Source organism: Xenorhabdus sp. KJ12.1, assembly GCF_963876495.1.
GTDB lineage: Bacteria > Pseudomonadota > Gammaproteobacteria > Enterobacterales > Enterobacteriaceae > Xenorhabdus > Xenorhabdus stockiae.
This window is the reverse complement of the sequence record NZ_CAWNQH010000014.1, coordinates 1-785: the sequence shown is the minus strand read 5'-3', so window position 1 is coordinate 785 and position 785 is coordinate 1. Positions and strand designations below refer to the sequence as shown.

General features: G+C 44.7%; 1 protein-coding gene. It reads right to left on the bottom strand.

The window, feature by feature from the left end; genetic code table 11:
- Positions 1 to 26 precede the first annotated feature (26 nt).
- Positions 27 to 724 (bottom strand): IS1 family transposase gene (locus tag AACS92_RS02975; protein ID WP_206602275.1). Its coding sequence is split into 2 segments (ribosomal slippage): positions 27 to 475 and positions 475 to 724, totalling 699 coding nucleotides; the frame shifts between segments, so codons are not numbered across the junction.
- Between the last annotated feature and the right edge of the window lie 61 nt (positions 725 to 785).

The following is a 785-nucleotide window of genomic DNA, read 5'->3' as shown; positions in this document are numbered from 1 at the left end:
GGTCATGCTCCCAATAGTTAGATCTGTTATGAAAGATAGTATTCACGCTCAATGAACGTACCTACCACTTTGTCATGCATCTCTTCGGATTTGGAATAACCTATTGTCTTTCTATTCAGCCTCTTTATCCGGATACGAAGCGTAAGATTTGTTCTCTCAATACGTTGGGTAAATTTCTTTCCCGTGAGGTGTTTTTCTTTAGGCAGACAATCATAAACGGCATAATCATCTGTACAGTAAAACCGGATAGTAAAAGGAGACAAGAGAGCCAGCAGCTTTTTCAACGTTTTCCTGCTGCGATCCCCAAACACATGTGCCACTACCCGTTTCCTATTCGGCTCCCAGGCATACCAGAGCCAGCGTTGATTGTTCTTATTACCGACAAAGGACCACTGCTCGTCTATTTCGCAGACAAGATGAATCTCACTGCCCGCAAGCGGCAGCGTAGTTACTTGTCTTGGTGTGAGCTTTTTAATGTGCGAATGACGGTGTTAATGCCGACGTTCAGAACCCGAGCCGTGTCCCTAACACCGGCGTTATTCATGGCCATATCAATAATTCGCTCTTTCATACCGGGCTGGCAGGCTTGATAGGTATAGTGCAGTTGGAAGGTTTTGCTACAGGCATAGCAGTGATAGCGAGGATGTCCAGTACGTCCTTTTCCATGCCCTTTAACCTCGTCTGTTTTATGACAGTAACGACAAATCACATCCACTTTAGCCATATCTCACCCAGAATAAAAAGTAGGGAGTTTATCACAAGATCTAATCATTGGGAGCATGACC